The following is a 20,828-nucleotide window of genomic DNA, read 5'->3' as shown; positions in this document are numbered from 1 at the left end:
TCATCCTTCCATCATTAATAGCTCTGGATCAGCTAATAGACGTTTGATATTATTCATTGCTTGTTGCGCTGTTGCACCATCAACAATTCGGTGGTCAAAGCTCAATGAAAGTTTCATTACGCGGCCGACAACGATTTCGCCCTCAGCATTGACGATTGGTTGTTGCGCGATTGTACCAACACCCAAGATAGCTACTTCAGGGTAGTTGATTACTGGTGTGAACCAGCCACCACCTACAGAACCAATGTTACTGATAGTGATCGTTCCATTGCGCATGTCATCTGCAGAAAGTTTGCCGTCATGAGCAAGTTTAGCTTTTTCGTTGATTTCATCAGCGATAGCAAACATTCCTTTGCGGTCTGCATCTTTGACATTTGGTACATATAACCCATGATCCGTATCCGTAGCAATACCGATATTGTAGTAGTTTTTGTACACAATTTCTTGTTTTGCATCATCGATTGAAGCATTCAAGATAGGGAATTTTTTGACTGTAGCAGTCAATGCTTTTACAACATATGGCAAGAAAGTAAGTTTTGTACCATTGGCAGCAGCAACTTCTTTAAATTTCTTACGATTATCCCAAAGATTTGTTACTTCTACTTCATCATGCAATGTTACATGAGGTGCTGTATGTTTGCTGTTGACCATTGCTTTCGCAATTGCTTTACGTGTTGGAGTTAATGCTACACGTTCTTCTAAATCACCCAAGTTAGACTTGAAGGCTTTAGCTGGTGCTGCTGGTTTGCTTTCAGCTGCTGGTGCTTGTGCTTCTTCTTTTGCTGGAGCTGCTGCTTCTGCAGTTGCTGAAGCTCCGCCACCAGATAGGAAGTTCTCAATGTCTTCTTTTGTCACGCGGCCACCTTTGCCAGTTGCAGTTACTTGTGTGATGTCGACATCTTTTTCACGAGCAAATTGACGGACAGAAGGCATTGCTAATACACGTTTGTTTGGATCAGCAGCTTCAACGACACTTGCTGAGCCAGAAGTTTCAACTTTTTCTGGCGCTGCAGTTGGCGCTGCAGAACTAGCAGCTGGTGCACTGTTGTGTCCTGGAGCATCGATTTCTACTAATACATCACCAACATTAGCAACTGTTCCTTCTGATACAAGGATATTTTTTACAGTACCTGTGACTGGAGATGGGATTTCTTCAACTGATTTGTCGTTTTGAACTTCCAATAAAGTATCATCTTCATTGATGGTGTCGCCAGCTTTAACGAACCATTTTACGATTTCGCCTTCTGCAATTCCTTCACCGATATCTGGTAATTTGAATTGGAATACGCCTTCGCCTTCTGAAGAACCAGCAGATGCAGCTCCCGTTGTTGGAACAGCAGCTGGTTGTGCAGGAGTTTGGGCTTGCGCTGCCACACCTGCATCTCCTTCATTGTCTTCATGGCCAGGTGCATCGATTTCTACTAATACATCACCAACATTGGCAACTGTTCCTTCTGATACAAGGATATTTTTTACAGTACCTGTGACTGGAGATGGGATTTCTTCAACTGATTTGTCATTTTGAACTTCCAATAAAGTGTCATCTTCATTGATGGTATCGCCGGGTTTAACGAACCATTTTACGATTTCGCCTTCTGCGATCCCTTCACCGATATCCGGTAATTTAAATTGAAATGCCATTTTCTATTCTTCCCTTCTTCAACTATTAAAAGTTCACGATTTCTTTCACTTTGTCTTCGATATCTTTAGCATTTGGCAACCAGATATTTTCTGCTTGACCGAATGGGAAGATTGTATCTGGAGCAGATACACGTCCAATTGGTGCTTCTAATGAAAGAACCGCACGTTCAGAAATTTCAGAAACGACTTGAGCGCCTACGCCTGCTTGTTTTTGAGCTTCTTGAACAACAACCACACGACCTGTTTTTTCAACAGATTTAATGATTGTTTCCACATCAAGAGGAGCAACTGTACGCAAATCGATAATTTCAGCATTGATGTTTTCTTTTGCTAAGTTATCCGCTGCTTTGATTGCTTCACGAACCATTGCACCATAAGTGATGATCGATACGTCTGTTCCTTCACGAGTCACCGCTGCTTTATCCAATGGAACTTCATACGCTTCTTCTGGCACTTCTTCACGGAATGAACGGTAAAGTTTCATATGTTCTAAGAAAACAACAGGATCATTGCTGCGAATAGAAGCAATTAACAATCCTTTTGCATCGTATGGGTTTGATGGAATCACGACACGGATACCTGGTGATTGAGCAATCAATCCTTCCAAGTTATCTGAGTGTAATTCTGGTGTATGCACACCACCACCAAATGGTGAACGAATCGTAATTGGCAAGTTGCGTGTGCCGCCCATACGGTAGCGAGTACGTGCCATTTGTCCAACGATTTCATCAAATGTTTCAAAAACGAATCCGAAGAATTGAATTTCTGGAACTGGACGGAAACCTTCTAGTGCTAAACCAAAAGCTAAACCGCCGATACCAGATTCAGCAAGAGGGGTATCGAAAACACGATCTTCACCGAATTTTTCTTGTAAACCTTCTGTTGCCCGGAAAACCCCGCCGTTTTTACCGACGTCTTCACCAAAGACTAAAATTTCTTTGTCGTTTTCCATTTCAACAGCTAAGGCATCTGTAATTGCTTGAATCATTGTTTTTTGTGCCATGACTATTTCGACTCCTTCGCTTCGTAAGTTGCAATTTGTTCTTTAATGTTTTGAGGTTGTACTTCAAACATATTTTTCAAGAAATCTGAAACTTTTTGTTTAGGTACACGGTCAGCTTCAGCGATTGCAGCTTTGATTTCTTCTTTAGTTTGTTCAATGATTTGTTCTTCTTTTTCTTCAGACCATAGTCCTTTTTCAGTCAAGTACGTACGGAAGCGAACCAATGGGTCTTTTTGTTGCCATTCGCTGTCCATATCTTTTGAACGGTAACGCGTTGGGTCATCCCCTGATAATGTGTGTGGACCATAACGGTAAGTCAATGTTTCAATCAAAACTGGTCCATTGCCATTTGCTGCCCATTCACGAGCTGCTTTTGAGACAGTGTAAACTGCTAATGGATCCATACCATCCACTTGGATTCCTGGGATACCAGCTGCAGCTGCTTTTTGAGCTAATGTTGGCGCAGCACTTTGAACTTCACGAGGTGTTGAAATCGCAAAACCGTTGTTTTGGATGTAGAATACAGCGTTTGCATGGTAAGCACCAGCAAAGTTGATTGCTTCATAGAAGTCCCCTTGTGAAGAACCGCCATCACCTGTATAAGTGAAGACAACATTTTTCTTGTTGCGCTTTTTCAGACCAAGAGCTACACCAGCAGCTTGCACGTATTGCGCACCGATAATGATTTGTGGTGGTAAAGCTTGCAAGTCTTCTGGATAAAGGTTTCCAGCTACGTGTCCGCGAGACCATAAGAACGCTTCTTTCAATGGAAGGCCGTGTTGGATCAATTGAGGGACATCACGGTAACCCGGTAAAAGCACATCTTCTTTTTCAAATACAAAATGACTTGCTAATTGACTTGCTTCTTGACCAGCTGTTGGCGCGAAGAAACCTAGACGACCTTGACGGTTTAACGCAGTAGAGCGTTGGTCTAATACACGGGACCATACCATGCGAGTCATCAACTCGACTAATTCGTCGTCACTTAGATCAGGTACTAAATCTGGATTTACGATTTTTCCGTCTTTATCTAATGCTTGATAAGTTGGAAAATCTGCATTGACTTGCTCCAAAATTGCTTGGAAATCAAGTGCTTTTTGTTTTTTTGCCATCTTGACACACTTTCCTCTCTGATATAAAAATTCACTTTCGAATGTAACAGGGATAAAATCTGTATCATCGAAAAATCATTTACTACTATAAATTATCATTTAAACGAGAATAAGACAAGTGAAAAGGTATTTTTTTTTAATAAAACGATTCCCATTAGACCAACTCTTAAGAAACGATTAGTGAAAACAATCACATTTAAGCAATCACTTTCTTGCTTTGCTCCTTATTAAATTCTTTTTTTCTTTTAAGAATAGTACAGACTTCGCCTTTTAACTAAACAGAAACGTAACACCTCGAGGACTTTCCCTTGTGAATGTTCCGACTTAGTAAAATTAGTTTTTTTTGATAATGAGAAAAAAATAATACAGAATAGAATAAAAAAGAAACAGATAGCATAAAAGTTAAAATCTTTTATGACTATCCGTTTCTTTTCTCAGATCCACTCTTTTGTATAATGGATATAGATTCTCTTAGCTACTTCTACGCTTACCAGGTAGGCAAGAATAATGCCGACAAACCATGGCCAGTAAGAAGATGGTAGCGCTGCAAAATCAAAGACTGTGTGCAGCGGCGACAAGATAATACCGAAACCCACCAAAATCGCAAGAACGCTTGACAGTAAGACTGCTGGCGATGCGATACTTTGGAAAAATGGCAGTTTACGCGTCCGGACCATATGCACGACTAATGTTTGCGTCACAAGACCGATCATGAACCAGCCGGCTTGGAACAGCGCTTGTTCTTGAATGGCATTTGCTTGGAACACATGCCACATCACGAAGAATGTCAAGATATCAAAAATACTGCTGACTGGTCCAATGCTTACGGTGAATTTCAATAAGCCTCTGACTTGCCACTTGACTGGTTTTTCTAGTTCTTCCACATCCACATTATCCCAAGGAATAGTCAACTGTGCCATATCATAGACTAGATTTTGCACCAGCAATTGAATAGAAAGCATTGGCAAGAAAGGCAAGAATGCACTAGCGACAAGAATCGAAAAAACATTCCCAAAGTTTGAACTCAATGTCATCTTGATGTATTTCATCATGTTTGTGAAAACTTTACGGCCTTCAATGACGCCTTTATCTAACACATTCAAGCTTTTTTCTAATAAAATGATCGAACTTGCGTCTTTGGTAATGTCTGCGGCCGTATCTACAGAAATACCGACATCAGCAGCCCGCAGTGCAGGCGCATCATTGATTCCATCTCCCATAAATCCGACAGTATGACCATCGGCTTGCAGCGACTGAATGATGCGTGACTTTTGCATAGGATTCAACTTAGCAAATAGATTGACCGCTTCTGCTTTTTCAGCCAATTCTTCATCAGAGAGACGATCAACGTCTATCCCTAGAAGATAGTCGTTCACTTCGATCCCCACATCTTTACACACCTTTTGCGCCACGATCGCATTGTCACCAGTCAAAACTTTCACGTTGACACCATGACCATGTAATGAAGCAATAGCTGTTTTTGCGGACTCTTTCGCTGGGTCTAAAAAGCCCATGAATCCGATCATGATCATATTTTGTTCATCTTCAACTGTGTAGACGGCTTCTGCGTGAGCATCTCGCTTGATTGCTACTGTTAGGACACGCATGCCCTGTTTGTTCAAGCGGTGATTTACCTCACGAAGTTTTTCTCTTAATTCATCTGTCAATTCCAGAACTTGTCCGTTGACTTCCACGTATTTGCAGACTTTCTCCATTTCCTCAGCAGCACCTTTTGTGACCATGATTTGGTGTCCATCTGCTTTGACAACCACTGTTAAACGCCGGCGGGAAAAGTCAAAGGGGATTTCATCCACTTTGATGACTTCTTGATACGGTGCTTGGCGCTCTGTATCTTCGAAGTAGTTCAATACCGCAATATCCATCAAATTTTTCCAACCTGTTTGATAGTAGGAATTCAAATAGGTCATATCCAACACTTGTTGGTCTTCTTTACCAAACGGATTCAGATGCTGCACTAATACGACGCGATCTTCAGTGATCGTGCCGGTTTTATCCGTACATAAAACGTCCATACTGCCCAAGTTTTGAATCGAAGGCAATTCTTTGACGATCACTTTTTCTTTAGCTAACGACATGGCACCTTTTGCCAAATTACTTGTGACGATCATTGGCAACATTTCCGGAGTCAAGCCAACAGCTACAGCGATTGCGAAGAAAAGGGCTTCTCCCCAGTCGCCTTTTGTCAATCCATTGATCAAAAAGACGATGGGAAACAAAACCATTACCATTCGCAGCAACAATTTACTGACTTTCGTCAAACCATCCTCAAAAGTAGTCTTTCCTCGTTTTGACGTTGCATTTTTGGCAATATCACCAAAAAAAGTACTTTGACCGGTTTTTAAAATAATTGCTTTACCTTGTCCACTAAGGACATCCGTTCCCATGAAAACCAAATCTTGCATATCTAATGCGGAAATCGTTTCTTTAGAATCTTTGATCCCAGCATCGACAAATTTTTCCACCGGCATAGATTCTCCGGTCAGAGAAGATTGATTGATAAATAAATCTTTTGTCCAAATCAAAATAGCATCTGCCGGAATCATATCCCCGGTTGCCAATGTCACGATGTCTCCTGGTACGACTTCATCCATCGGAATCTCGATCGTTTCGCCGTCTCGAGTGACAGAACATGTATTTTCAATTAATTCTTTTAAAGCCAAACTTGCTTTTTGCGAACGATATTCTTGCACGAATGTGATCGTAACACTTGCTAAGATCATGATTTCCATCACGACCACTGCTTCATAATCACCTGTGAAAAAAGAAATGACCATCAGCAAAGCCAAAACTAATACAAAAGGATCTTTGAAAGCACTTAAAAACATCAGCCAAGCAGGTGTTGGTTTTTGTGCATCTACTTGGTTTGGTCCATATTCTTCCAGACGTTCTGCTGCATCCTCTTTTGATAGTCCATTAAACGAAGTCCGCATTTCCATCAGCAACTCTCTTTCCGAAAGTTGTGCAAGTAATTTTAATTCTTGATCTTTAGATAATTTTTTTAACATCTTCTTTTCCTCCTATAACTAGGAGTTGCATTTGCTACCCCTAGCATTCTTTTTATTGTTCATCTGGGGACTGGGGTATTCCATGTTCATCTTCCTCTCTGTTTATCAAGCAAGAAACTCTGGATCATGCAGAAGTGTTGGTCAAAAATAAAGGCAGTCAGCGATTGTCTTGCAGCACCTCATAAAGGTCTGTATGTATCAGCTAAAATAAAGGCATCAGTGACCATTAACACAAAAAAACGCATGCTCCCAATAAGCATGCGTAAAAAACTCATGATCATTGTAGAGCTTTAGCACTATAGGGCGTAGATAACTTGACGTTATCAGCTGCTTTGGGTTTAACCTTCACGATTAGACCTGTCCTACCAACTAAGCATCTCTCGATACTTTTGCGGCAGCAGCTTGTGTCCATATAGGAGCCTCACCTAACAATTATTTATTTCTATCCTCACTATAGTCTATCTAATTATATAGGTCAACCATTATGTGAAAATACTTTTGTTATTTTTCAATTCCATTTTCAGTTTTTGGATCATTGGATCGAAGGATCTGCCATTCCGGACAGACGGTAATATTGAGCCAACACTTCTTTGATTCGCTGACTTGCTTTACCATCACCATAAGGATTTTCAGCATGCGCCATTGCGGTATATGCAGCGTGATCCTGCAACAACTGCTTCGTTGCTTGATACACATCCTCTTCCCCTGTACCGACCAATTTCAACGTTCCTGCCGCAATGCCTTCTGGACGTTCAGTTGTGTCCCGCAACACCAATACAGGAACACCGAGAGAAGGGGCTTCTTCCTGGACACCGCCGGAATCAGTTAGAATCAATGTGCTTTGGTTGGCAAAATTGTGAAAATCGATGACATCTAAAGGTTCAATCAATGTAACATTCTCTAAAGCACCCAGAGTTTCTTGGGCAATTTCTCGAACTTTGGGATTTTTATGCATCGGAAAAACGACTGAGACTTCTGGAAACTCGCCTGCGATTCGAGCCAATGCCTGAAAAACATTCTTCATCGGCTGACCTAAATTCTCTCTGCGGTGCATCGTCAGCAAAATCTTTCGCTGTTTTTTGTCTGTTAGTGTAGGATGCTGATAGTCTTGAGAAACAGTGTAGCGCATGGCATCAATCGCGGTATTGCCAGTGACAAAGATGGCTTCTGGATCATGATTTTCCGCAAGTAGATTTTCTTTACTTTGAAGCGTTGGAGCAAAGTAAAGATCCGCTAGCACATCGATGAGTTGCCGGTTGGCTTCTTCCGGATAGGGTGATCGTTTATTCCACGTCCGCAAACCAGCTTCAACATGACCGATCGGAATCTGAGCGTAAAAAGCTGCGGTTGCTGCGGCATATGCCGTTGTTGTGTCACCATGAACAAGCACAATTGACGGTTTTTCTTGGTGGAGAATCGGTTCTAATTCCAGCAAGACTTTTGTAGTGATGCCGGTCAACGTCTGTCCCAATGTCATGATATCCAAGTCGTAATCAGGTTCGATCGCAAAAACCTCTAATACTTGATCTAACATCTCGCGATGTTGGGCTGTCACCACGACAATTGATTGAAATCGAGGATCAGCCTCTAATTCTTTTACCAAAGGCGCCATCTTGATGGCTTCCGGTCTTGTCCCAAAAACGGACATTACTTTGATAGTCAAACACTCACCTGCTTCTTTCTGCATGTTTACTTTATTGTGTTATTGCTCTTACTCACTTAGTCAACTGAATATCCGCTTTTAGCTCAGAATATTTTTTAGTTTTTTTTCATCATTTCTTCTATTATAACGAAAGATTAAGAAAAACCAAATAGTCGATAGAGATGATTCCACAAAAAGCAGAAGGTCAGCGCTGAAAATAAAAAAACCAAAAGACTTGTTGCCCTCAGCAGCAAGTGATAAGAATGTTTTGCTATCGCTTGCTGTAAGACCAAAGAAATCTTTTGGATCGAACTTTTATTCATGCCACTGTCAATTCTACAGCCGAAGCAACTTAAATTGTATCGCCATTGAAAATCGAGTTTTTCACGATCACATAATCAACTTTTCGAATCGATTCGAGGTCTTTGCCACCGGCATAGGAGATCGATGATTGTAGATCTTGCTGCATCTCAACCAAAGTATCTTTCAAAGAACCTTTGTAAGGGATCCAGATTTTTTTCCCTTCGACGTTTTTCTTTTCCCCTTTTTGGAATTCAGAAGCAGAGCCAAAGTATTCTTTTAAAACGACACCATTTTCGACTTTTGTTTCCCCGGGAGATTCTTCATGTCCAGCAAACAATGAACCAATCATGACCATCGTTGCCCCAAAACGAACAGATTTTGCGATATCTCCATGGGTGCGGATTCCCCCATCGGCGATAATCGGCTTGCGAGCTGCTTTTGCACACCAGCGTAATGCAGCTAATTGCCACCCACCAGTTCCAAAACCAGTTTTGATTTTAGTGATACAAACTTTCCCTGGTCCGATCCCGACTTTCGTTGCATCCGCGCCGGCATTTTCCAATTCTCGGACCGCTTCAGGTGTGCCAACATTCCCTGCGATCACAAAAGCATCTGGTAAATGTTTTTTGATATGTTGGATCATATTGATGACAGCATTGGAATGTCCATGGGCAATATCGATCGTAATATAATCAGGCACCAGTCCTTCAGCAGCCAATGTTTCGACAAAAGTATACTCATAGTCTTTGACACCGACACTGATCGAAGAGATCAGGCCTTTTTCCTTCATTTTTTTGATAAAAGGAATGCGGGCTGCTTCGTCAAAGCGATGCATAATATAAAAATAGCCATTTTCAGCTAAAAATTCTGCGATTGATTCATCAATGATCGTTTGCATATTTGCAGGAACGACCGGCATTTTAAATGAATGTTTGCCTAAAGTAACCGTCGTATCACATTCTGAACGGCTATTCACGATACATTTATTAGGGATTAATTGTATATCTTCGTAATCAAAAACTTTCATGTCAAACATAAAAATATCCTCCAAATCTTGATAAGAGTGAAGCAAGCATCAAATGGCTGTCGCCTATTTTTAATGCCCACAACAATTTAAACCAGCTCACTCATAAATACAAGTGTTTTAGAATCTTTTTTTTAAAAAGCAACAGGAATGTTCGTCTTTTACGAACATTCCTGAGATAGTTTCCATTAAATAAAGGGTTTCTTCTTTTTTTAAGGTAAAATATTGCCAGCTGCCAAATATACTTCATACCATTCTTGGCGTGTCAACACAATCGTAGATGCCTTAGCGATCTCTTCGATACGATGCGGCGTCATCGTGCCTGCGATCACCTGCATATTTGCTGGGTGCCGTAAAATCCAAGCAGATGCGATTCCTGTCGCAGTCGTTTGATACTTCTCAGCCAATTCTTCCAGTTTTGCATTCAGTTCTGGGAATTTCTCATTTCCGATGAAGACACCTTCAAAGAATCCATATTGGTATGGCGACCACGCTTGGATCGTCATATCATTCAGCCGAGAATACTCAAGAATTCCGCCATCATGATCGACACTGCCGCTATCCGTCATATTGACATGGATGCCTCGATCGATCATTCCAGTATGCATGATGCCAAATTGCAATTGATTGGCCAGCAATGGTTGAGAGACATATTTTTTCAACAATTCGATTTGACCAGGATTTTGATTGCTGACTCCAAAATACTTAACTTTTCCCGCTTTTTCCAGCTCGTCGAAAGCAGCAGCGACTTCTTCGGGCTCCACTAACGTATCCGGGCGATGCAACAGCAACGCGTCAAGATAATCCATTTTCAAGCGTTTCAAACTGCCTTCAACGGATTTAATAATGTGTTCTTTCGAAAAATCGAACATTTTCCCTGGGACGATACCACATTTCGATTGAATGAAAAGATCTTCCCTTTTATATTCGGTTTGTGCAAGGGCATCTGCAAAAATACTTTCGCATTCGCCACCGCCATAGATATCTGCATGATCAAAGAAAGTAATACCATTCTCGATTGCTGTCGTCAGTACAGCTACAGGATCTTTTGCATTATTGATTCGCATCAATCCCAAAATGACACTTGAAATTTCTAAATCGGTTGAACCAAATTTAATTTTTTTCACGTATTTTTCCTCCTCTGTTTGCTCTTCTATTTTAGCATATCCGTTTGAAAACGCTACCTCTTTTTAAGAAAAAAAGATCGCTGTTCTCTCATCAGCGATCTTTTGTTTAAACGATGGAACCAAAGAGAAGTTGCGGTTACTTTAATGCTTTGGCACCAATATCTTTTCGATAAAACATCTTGTTCAAAGGCATTTTTGCTAGCGCTTGGTAAACTTTCTTTTGCGCTTCCTCCAAAGAAGCACCTTGCCCTTCCGCTAAAAATACTCGCCCGCCTGCTGCCACCAATTCTCCTGCTCTTTCAGCAACCCCTGCATAAAACAGTTGAACATCTTCAGCCGCTTTTTGCGGAATGATCATTCCCTGTTGATAGGTTTCTGGATACCCTTCAGCCGCCACGACCACACCAACAGAAAACTGCTGATCCCAAGTAATCTCCGGCTGTCTTCCATTGAGCAATGCATCAATAATCTGAGCTAACCCACTCGTTAGCCGACTCAAAACGACTTGCGTCTCTGGATCTCCAAAACGAGCATTGAATTCAATCACTTTAGGTCCTTCAACTGTGGCAATCAGCCCCGCATATAAAATACCCGTAAAGGGTGTTCCTTGATCAATCATTCCTGTAGCAGCCGGGATCAAAACCGTCTCGATTGCTTGATCGATCATTGACTGAGGAATTTGCGGAACAGGAGAGTAAGCTCCCATTCCACCAGTATTCGGTCCTTCATCCCCATCAAACGCTCGTTTATGATCTTGCGCAATCACCATGGGATAAACTTGCTCTTCATGAACAAAAGCCAGCAGCGAAAACTCTTCTCCTTCCAGAAAATCTTCGATCACAACTTTGGCACCACTTTGACCAAATTTTTGTTCTTCCAACATTTCTTCTACCGCAGCCAGTGCCTGATCCACTGTTGCTGCGACAACGACCCCTTTTCCAGCAGCTAAACCGTCTGCTTTGATTACGATTGGGGCACCTTTTTCTTGGATATACGCTTTCGCTTTTTCACTATCTACAAAAGACTGGTATTCAGCGGTTGGAATCTGATATTTTGCCATCAATTCTTTGGCAAATTCCTTCGAACCTTCAATCATCGCCGCTGCTTTATTTGGGCCAAAAATGTTCAATCCTGCAGCTTGGAAATCATCAACGATGCCATTAAGCAAAGGAACTTCAGGGCCTACAAAGGTCCAATCGATGGCCATCTCTTTTGCAAACGCGATCAAGCTTTGATGGTCTGTTTCTGGGATAGCAACTACCTGAATGCCATCGCTGACCATGCCCGGATTCCCTTTCGCGCAGTAGACTGTTTCTACGATCGGATCTGCGAGTAATTTTTTGGCGATTGCATGTTCTCTACCACCACTACCAATAACTAAAAGCTTCATCTGCTCCTCCTGAATTTAATGTCTTTTAATGTCTAAAATGCCGAACGCCAGTAAAGATCATCGCTACTCCGTATTGATCTGCCATTTCGATAGACGCTTGGTCTTTAATACTGCCTCCAGGTTGAATGATTGCCTTGATTCCCCGTTTTGCAGCATATTCCACGCTATCATCCATTGGGAAGAACGCATCGCTAGCTAAAACTGCATCCGTTAATTTTCCAGCTTCAGCAGCTTGTTCAATGGCGATTTTTACAGAACCCACGCGATTCATTTGGCCAGCACCAATTCCAACTGTTTGATATTGGTTCGCTAAAACGATGGCATTTGATTTGACATGTTTTACCGCTTTCCAAGCAAAAGCCATTGCTTCCAACTCATTCTTGCTAGGCTGACGTTTCGTTACGACCGTCCAATCCTTAGGAGATTCTGCTAATGTATCTTGTTCTTGAACTAATAAACCACCTAATACAGAGACCATTTCTGTTTCGACAGGATTTGCTACAAAATCTAACGTCATCAAGCGAATGTTTTTCTTCTTCGTCAAAATATCCAGCGCCGCTGGTTCAAAAGCAGGCGCAATCACGATCTCAAGAAATATTTGATGCAATGCAGCAGCTGTTGCTTCATCAACGGGGCGATTCAATACGATGATTCCTCCAAAAATCGAAACTGGATCTGCTTCGTATGCCCGTTCAAAAGCGTCAAAAATCGTCGTCGCTGTTCCGATACCACAAGGATTCATATGTTTAAGAGCGACTGCAGTGGGTTCCGTAAATTCTTTTGCGATTCGCAAAGCGGCATCCGCATCTTTGATGTTGTTGTAGGACAATTCTTTGCCGTGAAGTTGTTTTGCACTAGCGATCGAATAAGGAACTGGCAATGCATCTTGATAAAAAGCAGCAGTTTGATGGCTATTTTCTCCGTAGCGCAACGTTTGTTTCAATTTATACGTCAGTGTCAACTTCTCCGGTTCAGATTCTTCAACTGCTTTTGTCAAATAATCGGCGATCAAGGCGTCATAAGCTGCTGTATGGCGAAATACTTTAGCCGCTAAGCGTTTGCGCGTGGCAAGCTGCGTCTGACCGGTTTCCGTCAATTCATCTAGAATGAGGGGATAATCTTTAGGATCAACGATCACTGTCACTGCAGCAAAGTTTTTTGCAGCGGAGCGCAGCATGCTTGGTCCACCGATATCGATATTCTCAATGGCTTGCTCTTCTGTCACATCCGCTTGGGCAATCGTTTCCTTAAAAGGATAAAGGTTGACAACAACCAGATCGATCGGCGCAATGTCATGTTTTTCCATTGCTGCTAAATGTTCAGGCAGGTCCCGGCGACCCAGCAAACCACCGTGGATCTTTGGATGCAATGTTTTGACACGTCCGTCCATCATTTCGGGAAATCCTGTGACCGTTTCTATCGCAATCGGTTCAAGACCAGCCGCTTCCAGAGCAGATTTTGTCCCTCCTGTCGAAATGATTTCGTAGCCGTTTTGTACTAAATTTTTGGCAAAAGATACGATCCCTTGTTTATCTGACACACTGATCAACGCTCTTTTTTTCACGATTGATGGTCTCCTTTATGAATGATTTCAGCTATGACCGCTGGATAGACTCGATGCTCTAATTGATGGATCTTTGCTTCTAAGCTTTCTAATGTATCTTCCGATTCGATACGTACCACTTCTTGCGCAATGATCGGCCCCGTATCGATACCACTGTCAACGTAATGAATGGTGATCCCAGTCACCTTCACTCCATAATGAAAGGCATCGGCAATACCGGATTTTCCAGGAAAACTAGGCAGCAATGAGGGATGCAGATTGATGATTCTATTGGGAAAAGCGGCTAGCAACGTAGGTCCAACGATCCGCATATAGCCTGCCAAAACGATCAGCTCAATCGAATGTTCCGCCAACTCGTTCAACAGTGCGGCTTCGAACGCTGCTTTCGAAGGAAATTTCTGCGGGGATAACTGCAATGTCGGTACCCCCGCGTCTTTAGCCCGTTCCAAGACAAATGCGGCGGCATTATCTGAGAACAGCAGCGCTAATGTAGCCCCTTTGAGTTCTTCTCCTCTAATCGCATCGGCAATTGCGGTAAAATTACTGCCGTTTCCTGATGCAAAAACAGCGATCCTCATAGCGGATCTCCTTGTAAAAGAACCGCATGTTTTTGAGCCTCCGTTACTTTACCAATAACGTAAGCTGCTTCATTCTGCTCGTTTAACAAAGCTAGCACTTGTTCTTTCTTCTCTGGTGCAACAGCAAGAACCATCCCAATCCCCATATTGAAGATCTCATACATTTCATGGGCCGGGATTTTTCCATAAGAAGCTAGAGCCTCAAAAATCGGCAGTTGCGGCCACGTTCCCAGTGTGATTTCTGCTGTTGTCTGCGGCGGCAACATCCGGGGAATATTCTCGATAAAGCCGCCACCCGTGATATGCGAGATACCGTCAATTAATTGTTTTTCAAGTAACGGCAGTACAGCGGATACGTAGATTCTCGTTGGTGTTAACAATTCTTCTCCGAGAGTTTTTCCGCCTAATTCCGGCAACTTCTCTGCCATTTGAAAACCTTGCTGTTCAAAAAAGATCTTGCGAACCAATGAATACCCGTTTGAATGGATACCAGAAGCAGGCAGCCCGATCAGAAAATGTCCCGGTTCAATCGATGCTCCCGTGATCAGACGAGATTTTTCAACAATTCCCACCGCAAAACCAGCCAAGTCATAGTCCTCTTCCGAGTACATCCCTGGCATTTCTGCTGTCTCACCGCCTATCAGAGCCGCTCCCGACTGAACGCAGCCCTCTGCAACCCCGGCGATAATTTGTTCGATTTTTTCGGGATCATTCTTGCCCACTGCGACATAATCCAAAAAATAGATCGGTTCTGCTCCTTGAGCGACAATATCATTGACACACATCGCAACACAATCGATTCCAATCGTTTGGTGTTGATTTTGTTGGATCGCTACTAATAATTTCGTTCCTACACCATCAGTACCGGATACCAGCACTGGTTCTTTCAGCGGATAGTTTGACAAGTCAAAACAGCCGCCAAAGCCACCGATGGCACCCATTACACCTAACCGTTCTGTTCTTTTGACATGTTTTTTGATTCGATCAACGACTTCATACCCGGCGTTCACATCAACACCAGCCTTTGCATAAGCATTTGCCACTTTGAGTTCCTCCTGTACCATTTATTCGAGCGACGCTAAATAGCTTTCTTCATAATCATAAAGCGGTGTAGGATAATCACCATTGAAATAGGCCATGCACAATCCAGAATAGGGGGCATCTAAATCTAACCCGATTGCTTCGATCAAGCCAGTCTCACTGAGAAAAGCCAACGAATCGGCACCGATCGTTTGGCGAATTTCTTCGACACTTTGCCGAGCAGCGATCAGTTCTTTCCGCGTCTGAATATCGATTCCGTAAAAACAAGGATATCTTAATGGCGGTGAAGCAATCCGAACGTGAACTTCTTTGGCACCGGCTTCTTTTAACAATTGAACGATTCGTCGGCTAGTAGTGCCGCGAACGATCGAGTCATCCACCATGATCACTTTTTTTCCTTCAACCACACCGCGGACGGCAGATAGCTTCATCCGAACGCCTTGTTCCCGTAATTCTTGAGTGGGCTGGATAAATGTTCGTGCAATGTATTGATTTTTGACTAATCCTAATTCGTAAGGAATGCCAGATTCTTCTGCAAACCCGCTGGCGGCCGATAAGGATGAGTTCGGTACACCGATCACCATATCTGCTTCGATCGGTGCTTCTTGGGCAAGATTACGTCCCATATTTTTTCGTGCAGTATGGACATTGACGCCGGCAATATTCGAATCTGGTCGTGCAAAATAAATGAATTCCATTGAGCAAATCGCTGGTTGGACTTCTTCCGTATATGTTTCAACACGGTAGCCCGCTTGATCCACAATGACAACTTCCCCAGGACAGATATCTCGAACAAATTCAGCTCCGATCACTTCTAAAGCACAAGTCTCTGAAGCAATCACATAAGCACCATTGACCATTTTTCCTAACGAGAGTGGCCGAAATCCATTTGGATCAAGAGCAGCGATCATCGCATCTTCTGTCAGCAAAAGATAGGCAAATCCACCTTTCACTTGATTCAGCGCTTCTTTGATGCGATCCAGCAAATTCGCTTGACCACTGCGGCGAATCAGATGCATCAAAATTTCGGTATCTGAATTTGAATGAAAAATGGCTCCTTCAGACTCAAGTGATTTCCGCAAACTCTTGGCATTGGTTAAGTTCCCGTTGTGCGCCAACCCAATCTGCTGATCAAAAAACTTAAAAAGAAAAGGTTGGATATTATCGACGCTGCCATTGCCTGCAGTAGCATAGCGAACATGTCCGATTGCTGCTTCACCTGTCAATCGTTGAAGAAGTCGTTCATCGGAAAAAACTTCTGCTAATAAGCCAAGATCTCGATGACCGGCAAGCTTGCCTTGCTGATTTGCGACGATCCCAGCGCCTTCTTGTCCCCGATGCTGTAAACTGTGCAAGCCAAAATAAGTAACTCGGGCAGCATCTGGGTGACCCCAGACACCAAAAACCCCGCATTCTTCATTCAAGCTTTTTACTTCAATAGACATGGAATTGCTTCCTCCCATTTCTTACGTGCTAAGGCTGTTTCCACTACGATCATTCCATCGCTACCTTGGATTTTTAGTTGCGGTTCTGCTGTAACTTTTCCGATGAGACAAGCGCTATCACCTGCCAAAGCTTCAAAAGCGGTTTGATTTTCTGGAGCAATGGACAGCACAAATCGCGTTTGTGTTTCTGAAAAAAGCCAAGATTGCGGCAAATCTAGTTGAACAGATATACCGACATTCTTCTTAAACGCAGATTCAGCTAATGCAACAGCTAATCCGCCTTCTGCACAGTCATGGGCACTTTTTACAAGTCCAGCCTGGATCGCAGATAAGACGATTGCCTGATTCTGTTTTTCTTCTAATAGATCAAATGCCATCAAACGGCCATTGATCGACCCATTTTGTAATTTTTGGAGTTCACTGCCGTTAAAGTCGGCCTTCGTTTCTCCAATCAAATAAATCAAATCCTCCGGTGTCTGGAAATGTTGTGTGGTGATATGTTCGACCTTTTCAATCAGCCCTACCATACCAATCACTGGTGTTGGATAGATTGCCTGCCCGTTGGTTTCATTATACAGCGAAACATTACCTGAAATAACAGGAGTTTCTAGAATTTCACAAGCTTTGGCAATCCCTTCTGCCGATGTCCATAACTCCCAAAAGCCTTCTGGTTTATCCGGCGAGCCATAGTTGAGACAGTCTGTGATCGCTAGTGGTCGTCCCCCAGAAGCAACAATATTGCGAGCTGCTTCTGCTACAGCAATCTGTCCGCCTCGTTCAGGATCAAGGTACAAGTAGCGAGCATTACAGTCCGTGGTCATAGCTAAAGCTTTGTTGGTCCCTTTGATCCGCAGGACTGCAGCGTCACTTCCTGGGCCAACAACGGTATTGGTTCTCACTTGAGAATCATAGGTTTCAAAAATCGATTTTTTTGAAGCAATCGTGGGTTGCTGCAACAATTGTAAAAAGACTGCTGTTGCATCATCAATGACTGGTTCAAAATCAGGCTGTTGACGAAATGCTTGGATTCTAGCAGGTTCTGCTTTTTCTTTATGATAAGTTGGCGCATCTTCTGCCAAAGCATCAACAGGTAAATTGGCAACTTCTTTTCCCTGATGGTACAAGCGATACGCACCATCATCGGTTACTTCACCAATCACTACCGCTTCCAATCCGTATTTTTGAAACAACGCTTCAACTTCTGCTTCATGTCCTTGTTTCACACAGATCAGCATCCGCTCCTGGGATTCTGATAGCATCATTTCATAAGGTGTCATACCAGTTTCTCGTTGCGGTACATCATCTAAATAAAGTTTTAATCCTGAACCAGCTTTTGAAGCCATTTCAGAACTGGAAGAAACGAGACCGGCTGCCCCCATGTCCTGAATACCGATCAAACTGTCTGAATGTTCAAGGATCAGCTCAAGACAAGCTTCTAATAACAATTTTTCCATGAAGGGGTCTCCTACTTGGACAGCCGAGCGCTGCTGTTCTTCTCCCTCCACGAACTCCTCGGAAGCAAATGTTGCACCATGGATCCCGTCTCTACCTGTTTTTGCTCCCACATACATGATTATGTTACCAACGCCTTTGGCCTGTCCTTTTTGAATATCTTTGTGGTCGATCAAACCGACACACATCGCATTGACCAATGGATTCCCTTCGTAACAGGCATCGAAGGCAACTTCACCACCGACTGTAGGGATTCCGATACAATTTCCATAGCCGCTGATTCCTGCCACGACTTCTTCTAAAAGGTATTTGGTCCGCTCATTCGTCAATTCGCCAAAACGCAACGAATCTAGGATCGCGATGGGCCGCGCCCCCATACTGAAAATATCACGAATAATCCCACCGACGCCGGTTGCGGCGCCTTCATAAGGCTCCACGGCCGAAGGATGGTTATGACTTTCCGCTTTAAAGACAACTGCTTGGCCATCACCAATATCGACGATTCCCGCTCCTTCGCCTGGCCCTTGTAAAACTTGCGGGCCTTCGGTTGGAAATTTGCGCAAGACCGGCTTGGAATTTTTATAGGAACAATGTTCGCTCCACATTACTGAAAAGAGACCCGTTTCTGTATAATTAGGTAGTCGACCTAATATTTCTTCTGAAATCATTTGGTATTCTTCATCAGTGAGCCCCCATTGTTGATAAAGCTTGGTTTCTTTGATTTCCTGTGGTGTTGGCTCTGCTATGATTGCTTTATTCATGTACTGGCACCTTCCCGAAATTTTTCAATAAAGACGCAAAGAACTTCTTGCCATCCTTTGAGCCAAGCAACTCTTCCATTGCCCGCTCAGGATGGGGCATCATCCCTAAAACATTGCCTGCCTTGTTGCAAATGCCGGCAATACCATGTAAACTCCCGTTAACGTTATCCACATAACGGAAGACAATCTGGTTATTGGCTTCCAGTTCCTGGTAGGTTTGATCGTCGCAATAGTAATTTCCTTCTCCATGAGCGACAGGGATCGTGATCCGTTCATCTTGCTGGTATTCAGAGGTAAAAGGCGTCTGGTTATTGACTTGCAACTGTACCGGCTTGCAAATAAAGTGCAGCGATTCATTTCTGCGTAAAACCCCTGGCAGCAAGCCAGCTTCTGTCAAGATCTGGAAGCCATTGCACGTACCAAAGACCGGTTTTCCTTCTTCTGCAAAACGAATGACTTCTGCCATAATATTCGAGAAACGTGCGATGGCTCCGCAGCGAAGGTAATCCCCGTAGGAGAAACCTCCTGGAAGCAATACACCATCAAAGCCAGCTAACGAGGTCTCGTCATGCCACACATATTCGGCTTCTTCGCCCATCACATCTTTGATGGCATACATTAAATCGACATCACAATTCGAACCAGGAAAAACGATTACTGCAAATTTCATTGTTCCTTGTCCTCCATCTCAATGATTTCATAACGATAAGTCTCCATATTGACATTTGCCAGTAACTTGTCACAAACTTCTTCAATTTCTGCCGCTACTGATTCTTTGTTGCTGTCTGTAACTTTGATCTCAAAATATTTCCCAATACGTATTTCAGAGACATTTTGATACCCCAAACGATGAACCGCTCCTTTGACTGCTTCTCCTTGAGGATCCAAGACCGACTCTTTATAAGTGACATAAACTTTGACTAAATACATGAACTATACTCCTTTTCTAAGCGATTTAATACTTCTTGATAAACAGGAATCAGATCCCCGATTTCACGACGATAGACATCTTTATCCAAATGTTCTTTCGTTGTCAGATCCCATAAGCGACAAGTATCCGGCGAAATCTCATCCGCTAAAAGAATTTTCCCATCACTTTTTCCGACTTCAATTTTAAAGTCGACCAAGTGGATCTTAATTTTCTCAAAGAGTTGGCACAATGCGGTGTTGATTTGTCGAGCAAGCATTTTGATTTGAGCAACTTCCTCAGGGGTGGCGATTCCCAAATAACGAATGTGATCTTCATTGATGAAAGGATCGTCTAAGCGGTCTTCTTTGTAATAAAATTCAATAATCGGAAAAGGCAGCTGCTCCCCTTCAGCAATTCCCAGGCGCTTAGAAAAGCTGCCGGCAGCCGTATTACGGACGACGATTTCCAACGGGATCATTTCAACTTCACAAACTAATTGTTCGTGTTTAGACAATATTTTGATAAAATGACTTGGAATACCCTGCTTTTCTAATTCTTGAAAAATAAGACTGGTAATCTGATTATTCAGTGCTCCTTTTCCTGAAACTGCATCTTTCTTCAATCCATTCAACGCGGTAGCCTGATCGAGATACTCCACACGGAGCTCTTCATCTTTGCTAGTCTTGAAGAGTTTCTTTGCTTTCCCTTCGTAAATCAATTGTTCTTGCACCACCGGACACCTCACAAAAGTTAGTTTTTTCACATAGATTTTTAGTCTCTTCTTGTTGTTTTCTATTCTAACAACGCAA

General features: G+C 42.8%; 16 protein-coding genes and 1 riboswitch. All 16 genes read right to left on the bottom strand.

The window, feature by feature from the left end:
• Complete coding sequence (locus EGX73_RS12135) at positions 1 to 1,641, bottom strand: dihydrolipoyllysine-residue acetyltransferase (RefSeq protein WP_021150950.1); 1,641 nt, start codon at positions 1,639 to 1,641, stop codon at positions 1 to 3.
• A gap of 25 nt (positions 1,642 to 1,666) precedes the next feature.
• The gene (locus EGX73_RS12130; RefSeq protein ID WP_003127215.1) at positions 1,667 to 2,644 is read right to left on the bottom strand and encodes an alpha-ketoacid dehydrogenase subunit beta; all 978 of its coding nucleotides are present in this window, start codon (positions 2,642 to 2,644) and stop codon (positions 1,667 to 1,669) included.
• A 2-nt stretch (positions 2,645 to 2,646) separates the two neighbouring features.
• A complete protein-coding gene (gene pdhA, locus EGX73_RS12125) occupies positions 2,647 to 3,756 on the bottom strand; it encodes a pyruvate dehydrogenase (acetyl-transferring) E1 component subunit alpha (RefSeq protein WP_123866971.1) in 1,110 nt (369 codons plus the stop codon).
• Positions 3,757 to 4,190: 434 nt separating this feature from the next.
• Positions 4,191 to 6,782 (bottom strand): magnesium-translocating P-type ATPase, encoded by a 2,592-nt coding sequence (mgtA, locus tag EGX73_RS12120; RefSeq protein WP_123866970.1) that lies wholly within the window; start codon positions 6,780 to 6,782, stop codon positions 4,191 to 4,193.
• A gap of 269 nt (positions 6,783 to 7,051) precedes the next feature.
• Positions 7,052 to 7,222, bottom strand: a riboswitch (M-box (ykoK) riboswitch).
• 92 nt (positions 7,223 to 7,314) lie between these two features.
• A complete protein-coding gene (wecB, locus tag EGX73_RS12115; RefSeq protein WP_021150953.1) occupies positions 7,315 to 8,445 on the bottom strand; it encodes a non-hydrolyzing UDP-N-acetylglucosamine 2-epimerase in 1,131 nt (376 codons plus the stop codon).
• Between the two features lie 331 nt (positions 8,446 to 8,776).
• A complete protein-coding gene (gene guaC, locus EGX73_RS12110; protein WP_003127210.1) occupies positions 8,777 to 9,754 on the bottom strand; it encodes a GMP reductase in 978 nt (325 codons plus the stop codon).
• A gap of 209 nt (positions 9,755 to 9,963) precedes the next feature.
• A complete protein-coding gene (locus EGX73_RS12105) occupies positions 9,964 to 10,878 on the bottom strand; it encodes an aldo/keto reductase family oxidoreductase (RefSeq protein ID WP_005472514.1) in 915 nt (304 codons plus the stop codon).
• Between the two features lie 136 nt (positions 10,879 to 11,014).
• Complete coding sequence (gene purD, locus EGX73_RS12100) at positions 11,015 to 12,268, bottom strand: phosphoribosylamine--glycine ligase (protein ID WP_003127208.1); 1,254 nt, start codon at positions 12,266 to 12,268, stop codon at positions 11,015 to 11,017.
• Between the two features lie 25 nt (positions 12,269 to 12,293).
• The gene (purH, locus tag EGX73_RS12095) at positions 12,294 to 13,832 is read right to left on the bottom strand and encodes a bifunctional phosphoribosylaminoimidazolecarboxamide formyltransferase/IMP cyclohydrolase (protein WP_123866969.1); all 1,539 of its coding nucleotides are present in this window, start codon (positions 13,830 to 13,832) and stop codon (positions 12,294 to 12,296) included.
• Positions 13,829 to 14,410, bottom strand: coding sequence for a phosphoribosylglycinamide formyltransferase (gene purN / locus EGX73_RS12090; RefSeq protein ID WP_021150959.1), 582 nt, complete (start codon positions 14,408 to 14,410; stop codon positions 13,829 to 13,831). Before purN ends, purH begins: the two co-directional genes overlap by 4 nt.
• Positions 14,407 to 15,453, bottom strand: a complete 1,047-nt coding sequence (purM, locus tag EGX73_RS12085; RefSeq protein WP_123866968.1) for a phosphoribosylformylglycinamidine cyclo-ligase — start codon at positions 15,451 to 15,453, stop codon at positions 14,407 to 14,409. Before purM ends, purN begins: the two co-directional genes overlap by 4 nt.
• 21 nt (positions 15,454 to 15,474) lie before the next feature.
• The gene (purF, locus tag EGX73_RS12080; protein ID WP_060814870.1) at positions 15,475 to 16,896 is read right to left on the bottom strand and encodes an amidophosphoribosyltransferase; all 1,422 of its coding nucleotides are present in this window, start codon (positions 16,894 to 16,896) and stop codon (positions 15,475 to 15,477) included.
• Positions 16,881 to 19,109, bottom strand: a complete 2,229-nt coding sequence (gene purL, locus EGX73_RS12075) for a phosphoribosylformylglycinamidine synthase subunit PurL (protein WP_003127202.1) — start codon at positions 19,107 to 19,109, stop codon at positions 16,881 to 16,883. Before purL ends, purF begins: the two co-directional genes overlap by 16 nt.
• Complete coding sequence (gene purQ / locus EGX73_RS12070) at positions 19,102 to 19,779, bottom strand: phosphoribosylformylglycinamidine synthase subunit PurQ (RefSeq protein ID WP_003127201.1); 678 nt, start codon at positions 19,777 to 19,779, stop codon at positions 19,102 to 19,104. The genes purL and purQ overlap by 8 nt, the downstream gene beginning before the upstream one ends.
• Positions 19,776 to 20,039 carry a phosphoribosylformylglycinamidine synthase subunit PurS gene (gene purS, locus EGX73_RS12065; protein ID WP_003127200.1) on the bottom strand — a complete coding sequence of 88 codons (264 nt, stop codon included), beginning with the start codon at positions 20,037 to 20,039 and terminating at the stop codon, positions 19,776 to 19,778. Before purS ends, purQ begins: the two co-directional genes overlap by 4 nt.
• Positions 20,030 to 20,752 carry a phosphoribosylaminoimidazolesuccinocarboxamide synthase gene (gene purC, locus EGX73_RS12060; RefSeq protein ID WP_005472501.1) on the bottom strand — a complete coding sequence of 241 codons (723 nt, stop codon included), beginning with the start codon at positions 20,750 to 20,752 and terminating at the stop codon, positions 20,030 to 20,032. Before purC ends, purS begins: the two co-directional genes overlap by 10 nt.
• Between the last annotated feature and the right edge of the window lie 76 nt (positions 20,753 to 20,828).

Source organism: Enterococcus sp. FDAARGOS_553 (assembly GCF_003812305.1).
In the GTDB taxonomy this organism is placed as follows: domain Bacteria; phylum Bacillota; class Bacilli; order Lactobacillales; family Enterococcaceae; genus Enterococcus_D; species Enterococcus_D gallinarum.
This window is presented reverse-complemented; position numbering and strand designations above follow the sequence as displayed.